This is a genomic window from Lichenicoccus roseus (genome assembly GCF_005844085.1).
Classification (GTDB): Bacteria; Pseudomonadota; Alphaproteobacteria; order Acetobacterales; family Acetobacteraceae; genus Lichenicoccus; species Lichenicoccus roseus.
Genome location: NZ_VCDI01000018.1, coordinates 1 through 7,804 on the forward strand (window position 1 = coordinate 1; position 7,804 = coordinate 7,804).

The window sequence follows — 7,804 nt, forward strand, 5'->3', positions numbered from 1 at the left end:
CAGCCAGCATGGTGAATCAAACTCGCGCCGCGTCGGGCAAGAGCTTTCGAGTCGGATCGGTCAGATCGTGCTCTAGATGGTCAATGCCACTCGAGACGGAACGTCTGACTGGCGCATCAGCTTCCACTGGACCGCTGATGGCACTGAGGAAGAAGAACCTGATGAAGATCTTATAGTCTTCGGCATCGCGGAGGAGGCGGTGGCTCTTGAAGAAGCCAATCTGTCCCTCGCGTTGGCGGAGCGACCATTCAGCATAAACAGCATCACTAGGACCGGTCTGCCATTCCTTATACCGCTTTGGATGACCCCCTCGGGCCACTGAACATGCCGCCATGTGACAAAAGCGCCAACAACTTGATGCGGCGGACAAGCACGATGATCAGAACGATAGACGCCCTTGTCGGGGAAGATTTGGAGCTTCCACAAATCATTTTGTCTGACCCGCTCATCGACTACGGCATGCCGCTCACTGTGGGGTCTAATCGAAAGGGCACGAGAACCGCGACAGCATGGCCTTCAGATCTATGCCGCCCATATCGACCGCTGTCGCCGACCACAGGGGGATTACGACGCTAGGCCTGCCGATGGCTTCTGGCGCTCAGGCTTCCAGCGTATGAACGGGCCAGGCAAAGACGATCATTCAACCAGTCAAGCTCTGGATTGATATCCTTGATGGTTCGCCATCGCTGCGTCGCAATGATGGCAGCCTCCCATAGGGCAATTGCCCGTACGTAATCACCCGAAATCTCTCTCTCGAAGGCAAGTTCTCGCCAATAGCTTGCTTCATCCAATCGGTCGGCCATACAGTTAGGTAGGCCGCTTCTATCCTAAAAGCAATGGTCAATCTGGATTTACTTGAATTTCTTATCCAAACAAACACAGTGCCTCTTCAATTATAAGTCCAGTAGCAGTACCCGATGATGGCCCCAGATTGCCGGGCCTCAAGATGATCTTGGAAATGCCCGCGCCGGACGGGAGTATCGCTTACTCAAGATCTGCGTCGATGTTGGAGATCCGCTCTTCAACTCGATCTTAACCGACCCGTCGAGTTATTAAGGGCCACAATCCGATGGCTGCTCGGGAGAAACGTCGTTATCTTGTGTGCCTAGACAATGGGATAGCCGACCAGCGTTTCGATCTTCATGAACAATAAGGTCTCTTCAGCAAAGTGGTACTCGCCCTGCCGCTACGCTCTCACTCCAGAAGCTCCAGGCAGTAGACCGGATTGCCGTTCAAACTGTGACTGCCAAGTGCTTGCTAAACCGGAGTGACGAGACCACCCTGTTACGACCTGTTCGCTTCGCCTCGTAAAGCCGCACGTCCGCTTCTCCAACTAGCCTTGACCAAGCAAGGCCCAGGTCATCGGCCTGCGGGTAGGCCGTCGCCACTCCTAGACTGATTGTAACGATACCGCCGCAGTTATTGTTTCCAGCGTGATGAAGACTCAAGCTGGCAACCGCATCCCGTATCGCACGTGCGACTAGCATTGCTCCCTTATGCTCGGTGACGGACAGGATCACCGCGAACTCCTCCCCTCCGTATCTTGCGGCAAGGTCACCAGGCCTCTGGACGATGGTTAGTAAAGCGGTCGCGACGGACTTCAGGCATTGGTCGCCGTATAGGTGTCCGTAGAGGTCGTTGAAGTTCTTAAAGCGGTCAATGTCGATCATGATCAGCGAGAGGGCAGTCCTCTCGCGAGCTGCTCGGCGCCACTCTTTCTCAAGGGCGTCATCGAAATTACGCCGGTTTGCCAGTCCAGTGAGAACATCGACGTTAGCGATCCGCTCCAGCCGTAGGTTCGCTTCTTGCTGCTCGGTGATGTCAACGAAGACGCCGAAGATTGCCTCCGGCTCGCCACTCTGACCATGGATGACCAGCCCTCGGCTCTTGACGTACCGATGCCTGCCATCCGCGCGGATCAGCCGAAGCGAAAATTCGAATGGAAGGTGGTCCTGTACTGCCATTCGCAGGGCATTTCTGACGGTCTCGCGGTCCTCGGGGTGGTAGAAGTCGATAGCAGTCTCGACAGTTGGCGTGTAGTCGCTCCTTGTCACGCCAAGGATCTGGTAGACACTATCGGACCAAGTGACCAAGCCGTCTGCAAGACCGACCTGCCAATGGCCCACATGACCGAGTCGCTCCGCTAGCTCGAAAGCTACCGTGCCTCTACCGCCAGCTTCCAGAAGCGTTGCGACCTCCGCCGCATGCTCGCGTAGCCATAGCGATGCCGCCGTCGTCATGCTCATCCTCACAGGACGCATATCGCTTCTGCTGAAGAAACTTATACATCAAAAGACGGAACTCAACCGATCCTTATCTGCAATCTTTATTTGTCGTCAGCGCTCCGGCTAGCACAGCACTCGTCCTCAGCGGCCTCTCGCTGGTGGAGCAAGCCCCTCCCTAAACTAACTTGTAATCAACAAGCTACCGGCGTGAGAGTGGGTCAACCACGGAAGGTCGGCTGAGCGGCAGGTCACCCTCCGCGCCGAGGAGACCCCAAGTAAACACGCGTCCCAAAGTAGGGAAAAGTGAGTTTGAGGCGGTTCTCTGCTTCCGTACGCGGAGGCGGAGGCCGCCAACTCCCGCCCGACCCATAGGACCGCGAGATGCCTAGATACGAGCTATTGCGGATCGATGACAGCGTGAAGTGCTGGAGCATGTCGTCTTCGCTAGCAAGACAGACCAGTGCGCTCTCGGTGTCGCACGGGCGACCGAGATGATCGGCGGAGCAGTGGAGGTTTGGCGCGCTGGAGCCCGTGTTCATCCAGTCGGTCCAGGGGATACTGCACATCAGGCGTTAGAACCCGCCGTCGGCGACTAACGACGCTCCTCCTCCAATCCGGAGCGGAAGCAACATGGATCGTAAGACCATCCGTATTCTGGTCGCGGAAGACGACGACTTCACCAGGCTGCTGCTGATAGAGTTCCTTGACGGTGCAGGATACGACACACTGGCGGCGAGAGACGGCTCCAAAGCGCGTCATCTCATAGACGATCCAGACGGCATCGACGTTCTGGTCACCGATGTAAATATGCCGGGCAGCCATGGTATCAGCGTTGCAAGGCACCTGCGGGAGCTACGCCCCGGCGTTCCGGTCGTCTTCGTGACGGGGCAACCGGAGCAGGTTGAAGGAAGGAAGCTATTCGCGCCGTTCGCGCAATTCCCCGAGCACTTCAACCTCAGCGACTTGGTGGAATCAGTCAGCAAGATGCTCGACACGGATACAGAGCCGGTCCCGTCATGAAGTTGGCATTGCCAGTGACGTGGTCGCTTCTTGGCGCTGATAAACATACCAACTGGCTGTCTTGCTCTCGCGGTAGTCAATCAGCGTTTGTTGACAATCAGTCGATGATTGGTCGCCATGAATGCCCTTTGATAGCAGAGCGCAAGAGAAGCCTGCACATGTTTTCGATGACGTAGTCCATTGCGTTACAATAACGGAACCTTGCAATTTCCGGGTTGTTGGGTTAAGTCGATAAGATGGTTGAGTGGCACGAGGACCCCTCTTACTGGGTGTGTCAAGCGCTTCGTTGCGAGGACGCCGGAGACTATAGCGGTGCGATCTGCTTCTGGCATGCAGCGATTACCGCGACTCGGCGACAGGCAGCATTGTCAGGCGTTCCAGCAAGCGCTGAGCAGCTCTTGAACCGCTTTCACCGGGCACGGATGCTCTACGAGTTCTCGGCTGCACGCCCTGCTTGCAGCTACGTTCTGCACTGACCCTCAGGGTTCGACGGAGAGAGGCTGTCTAAACGCCAGGGTTGTTTACCGGGATTGCTCATCAGACCGCTGCGCCACTTTCGTCTCCACACGGTGTCGATCACCTTGTTCTGTGGTTCGGCGAAGACGACCAGAACCTGAGGCGCATCGCCTTGTTCATCACCCAGTCGGTAGGATTTGGACCACGGGCCTCTAGACGTTTAGAGGTAGTCCTAGCTGCCGATCACGTAGCGTCCTCGGCGGGTAGCCCAGCCCTAGTAAGGAAATCATCATTCGGCGTGTCATCGCCGGGTGACGGTCTACAAGTAAACATTTGTATGGTTCGAATTTTACCCTTCAACCGATAGTTTAATCCTTCATTTATCTAAGTACTTCCGTCATATGCACGCGAATCAATTCTGCCTTCAAGGATGCCATGCGCCTTGGCGTGGACACCGCGCACCGCGTGCCCGTAGTCGTTTGGGGTCGTCTGCAGGATGGTGTCGAAGGTCTCGTTAAGACCCTCAGTTGTCTGCGCCTCGTCGGGCCTGACGTCCTCGACCTCATGAGAGTAACGGATCGGTGCAGTTGCGGTCATGGTCGGCTCTCCTGTCGCGCTGCTGCCGCCTGAACGCGCAGCAGATCTTGAAGAGGAAGTAGCTATTTTAGGTTGCACAGCTGTGCCTTCAACAATTTCGGCGTGCGGTCGCCTAGTCGGGTCGCAAGAAGGTGGCCAAGCGGGTACCGACCTCCCTAGGTGCCTCCCGCGTGGGGAAGTGGCCGACGCCCCGCAAGACGATGCGCTCAATTGGGCCGGTGAACTTGTCGGAAATACCCTCGCTGACCGACGGCGGATTGACCCCATCCAACGCGCCCTGAAAGTAGAGCGTGGGCAACGGAAGGGTCTTCGTCGCCTTGACCTTCTCCTCCAGCCAGATGCTGCTCTCGTCCGGGTCTACCTCATTCCACCGGGCTCGATAGCTGTGCAGGGTGACGTCCACCCAGTCCGGGTGCTCCCAGGACCTCGCCACTGCCTCGAATGTGGCGTCATCGAACCACCCGTCCGGCGCCCAGTTCTCCCACATGACGCGCGCGAAACCCTTTGGGTCGGCGCGAACGGCCTCCGCGCCGCGGGCGGTGGCCATGAACCAGTGATACCATTGGCGCTGGGCTTGCCGGAACGGTGAAGTCGGCATTCCTCCAAGGCGTGGCGGCGTGGAGAGCAGAGCAAGCCGCTGCACCCGGTCCGGCCAACCAACGACCATCGCCTCAGCTGCATTCGAACCCCAATCATGGCCAACGACCGAGCAATGCTGGATATCCAGCGCGTCGATAAGGGCTATGGAGTCCAGCGCCAGCACGGCGCTGTTCCCGGTCCGCGGGAAGCTGGCATCGCGGAAGCGGGTGTGCCCGAACCCACGCAGGCTTGGGGCGACGGTCCGAATCCCGGCGGCGTGCAGCATCGGCAGCACATCATCCCATGTGCTGACGTCATCCGGCCACCCGTGCAGGAGGAGTGCGACAGGTCCCCTCTCTAGGCCGCCAACGCGCACCGCGACATTCAGGAGCTGCGTCTCGACGATAAGGTCTTGCATCACTCGGACCATAGTAGGGGTTTATTAGGGCTGCTCTGCACCCTCGCCGTTTGCCGATCCGGAAGCAAGTTGGCGAAAGGGCGGCAGGTCGCGACACCCTATCGATGTCTCCCCACGTTTTGAGGAAGGACGCGTTCTATGCAATCGCAGTCTGGGCACATTCGCAGACGACCTGCCTATTTAATAATGATGTCTTTGAACCGGCTCTCGAAGGGACGCATCTCGAACGGCGTGGTCAAGACGTGCATACCTGATTCCGAGTACCCATACCTCAGGACCGCGTTCTCCGCGTATCCCGTGATGAAAAGTGCCTAAAACCTCCGCCGCTTGACCCCAGCCGCATCAGCGACTTGACGTCTATTCATGCCACCGGGTGGCCCAACGTCCGTCATGAACAGGTCAATGCGGATGCTCCTCTCAGTGCAATCTTCCAGCGTTAAGGTCTCCGGCGCGCTGCCACCATAAGTTGTAAAACGGAATTTCAGGAGAGGGTCGGTCGATGCGTCGCGAAGTCTCGCGTGATGGGTCTCAAGCAGTGCCTGACTTAAAACAGGAGGATGCTAGAGCAACGGCGGTCTCCGTGAGGCTGGTCCTCTGGACACCTACGGCAAGACCCATTGTCTCTCTCCCGTATGGATGGTTCGCCTCTATCGGTCGGCGACGCGCTTGATAACCGTATCTCAGCAGTGCTGAGGTGCTAGGTCGTGATCCATTCGGCATATGGTCGTCCAAAACCGATTTTGATCCGTAATGCCCGTTAGGTGCCACCGTTCCAGCAGGAGATGTCTATGCCCTACGTCCGCTACAGCCCAACGGTTGAGCAGCCGCAGCCTAACGAGCAGCAGTCAATCGACGGCATCATCCAGGGCATGACGCAGCAGACGGAGACGGTCGAAAAGCGCGAACATCATGCGGTTCGAGCCAGCCACGCCAAAAGCAGTGGCGTTGTAGTCGGTGAAATGGCAATCGCTGATGACCTTCCCCCCGAGCTGGCGCAGGGCCTGTTCGCGCAGCCTGGCAAGTATCCAGTGGCGGTGCGTTTCGCCCAGGGCCCTGGAGAGACGCTCAGTGACAGGGTCTCGACGCACAGGGGCATGGCCATCAAAGTCTTCGGAGTGGCAGGCGAGAAGCTGCCGGGCCACGATGTTGACATCCAGGACTTTGTGTTCGCGACCGGGACAACCTTTCCGTCGGGTACCGCACAGGGCTTCCTTCGCGACGCCAAGCAGATCGACGTGGCGACCCCTGGCCCAGAAGGCGTTAAGAGCGCCGTGTCGTCCACCATGCGCAACTTTAACAAGGTGCTGCACGCCTTTGGCACCGAGAGCCCGAAGGCCGACTTCTTCGGCCACCCGTTCTCCCACCCGCTGTCGGATGCCTACTTCAGCCAGTGCCCGGTCCGCTATGGCGACTATGTAGCCAAACTCGGCGCCTTCCCAGCCTCTCCAGGACAGACTGCGCTGAAGGAGTGGAAGCTGGACCCACATCAGGACGAAGACGGGTTCCGCCACGCAGTGATGTCATACTTCATGGAGCAAGACGTCCTCTATGAGGTCCGCGCTCAACTTCAAACGGATGCCGAAACGCAGCCAGTTGAGGACGCTTCGATTGACTGGTCGGTTGAAGAGAGCCCCTACCGCACCGTCGCCATCATTCGCCTGCCTCGTCAAGATGCCTATAGTGCCGAGCGTCAGCACTTCTTCGACGAGGTCATGACCTTCCGACCTGCCCACAGCCTCGCTGTGCATCGTCCGCTCGGCTCGGTCATGCGAGCCCGCCTGCAGGTGTATAAGGCACTCTCCGACTTCCGGCACCGCCAGACCGGAACGCCATCCAAAAACGTCAGCAAGGTGGAAGATATCCCTGCCTAAGTTCGCCGAAGTGACATCACCGGGTCCGGACATGTTGCCCAACATGACGATGCAGCTGTTCGCAGCGGATCAGGCCCTCTGGGACGAGGTGAGCAGGATAGCCAGGATCCGGACCCATAACCAGAAGCTGATAGCGGCGGCGAAATAGACGCTGCTGGCGAAGTTGGTCGCGAGTTTCTCGTAGCGGGTAGCGATGCTGCGGTAGTCCTTCAGCCGACAGAACATGCGTTCGATGGCGTTGCGGCGGCGATAGAGCACGCGGCTGAAGCAGCTTTTCCAGCTCCGGGTGCACCCGGGGGAGAATGTTCGGGACGGCACCCTGCAGTTCGATCTGCTGGCGGATGGCGTTGGTGTCGTAGGCGCGGTCTCCCATGACCAGGGCGTTGTGCGGCAATCCTTGCAACAGGCTCACGGCCGCCCGGCAGTCAGCGACCTGGCCTGCGGTAAGGCAAAAGGCGACTAGGCGCCCGAGGCCATCAGCTTCTGGTTATGAGTCCGGACCCTAGTTCGGGATCGGATCCGTCGCGTCGGTCGAGCTGCAATTGGAGCACGGCGCGCACGCGGCGTTTACCTCTTATATGAAACAAGATCAGCAGGTGCCCGACTTATCAGAACCTGCACTGCCTAGCCATATCTGA

The 7,804-nt window shown here is 58.3% G+C and carries 5 protein-coding genes and 1 pseudogene; 2 read left to right on the forward strand and 4 right to left on the reverse strand.

Annotation, left to right across the window (positions count from 1 at the left end; genetic code table 11):
- Window positions 1–1,232: 1,232 nt before the first annotated feature.
- On the reverse strand, window positions 1,233–2,240 hold the full coding sequence (locus tag FE263_RS21750; RefSeq protein ID WP_171034286.1) for a sensor domain-containing diguanylate cyclase: 1,008 nt from the start codon (window positions 2,238–2,240) through the stop codon (window positions 1,233–1,235).
- A 615-nt stretch (window positions 2,241–2,855) separates the two neighbouring features.
- On the opposite strand from FE263_RS21750, the gene FE263_RS21755 reads away from it, so the two are divergent.
- Window positions 2,856–3,245 (forward strand): response regulator, encoded by a 390-nt coding sequence (locus tag FE263_RS21755; RefSeq protein WP_138328148.1) that lies wholly within the window; start codon window positions 2,856–2,858, stop codon window positions 3,243–3,245.
- An 840-nt stretch (window positions 3,246–4,085) separates the two neighbouring features.
- Here the strand turns inward: FE263_RS21755 and FE263_RS21760 are convergent.
- Both FE263_RS21760 and FE263_RS21765 read right to left on the reverse strand, forming a co-directional pair.
- Complete coding sequence (locus FE263_RS21760) at window positions 4,086–4,298, reverse strand: hypothetical protein (protein WP_205880501.1); 213 nt, start codon at window positions 4,296–4,298, stop codon at window positions 4,086–4,088.
- Window positions 4,299–4,410: 112 nt separating this feature from the next.
- Complete coding sequence (locus FE263_RS21765; protein WP_138328149.1) at window positions 4,411–5,295, reverse strand: alpha/beta fold hydrolase; 885 nt, start codon at window positions 5,293–5,295, stop codon at window positions 4,411–4,413.
- A gap of 788 nt (window positions 5,296–6,083) precedes the next feature.
- Here FE263_RS21765 and FE263_RS21770 point away from each other — a divergent pair.
- The gene (locus FE263_RS21770; RefSeq protein ID WP_138328150.1) at window positions 6,084–7,166 is read left to right on the forward strand and encodes a catalase family protein; all 1,083 of its coding nucleotides are present in this window, start codon (window positions 6,084–6,086) and stop codon (window positions 7,164–7,166) included.
- 16 nt (window positions 7,167–7,182) lie between these two features.
- On the opposite strand, the pseudogene FE263_RS23095 reads toward FE263_RS21770, so the two are convergent.
- A pseudogene (locus tag FE263_RS23095) lies at window positions 7,183–7,623 on the reverse strand (transposase); the annotation flags it as partial.
- Window positions 7,624–7,804 lie beyond the last annotated feature (181 nt).

Excerpts from the sequence above, each read along its gene's own strand:
- FE263_RS21765 (WP_138328149.1), bottom strand. The coding sequence starts at position 5,295 with ATGCAAGACCTTATCGTCGAGACGCAGCTCCTGAATGTCGCGGTGCGC.
- FE263_RS21750 (WP_171034286.1), bottom strand. The coding sequence starts at position 2,240 with ATGACGACGGCGGCATCGCTATGGCTACGCGAGCATGCGGCGGAGGTC.
- FE263_RS21755 (WP_138328148.1), top strand. The coding sequence starts at position 2,856 with ATGGATCGTAAGACCATCCGTATTCTGGTCGCGGAAGACGACGACTTC.
- FE263_RS21760 (WP_205880501.1), bottom strand. The coding sequence starts at position 4,298 with ATGACCGCAACTGCACCGATCCGTTACTCTCATGAGGTCGAGGACGTC.
- FE263_RS21770 (WP_138328150.1), top strand. The coding sequence starts at position 6,084 with ATGCCCTACGTCCGCTACAGCCCAACGGTTGAGCAGCCGCAGCCTAAC.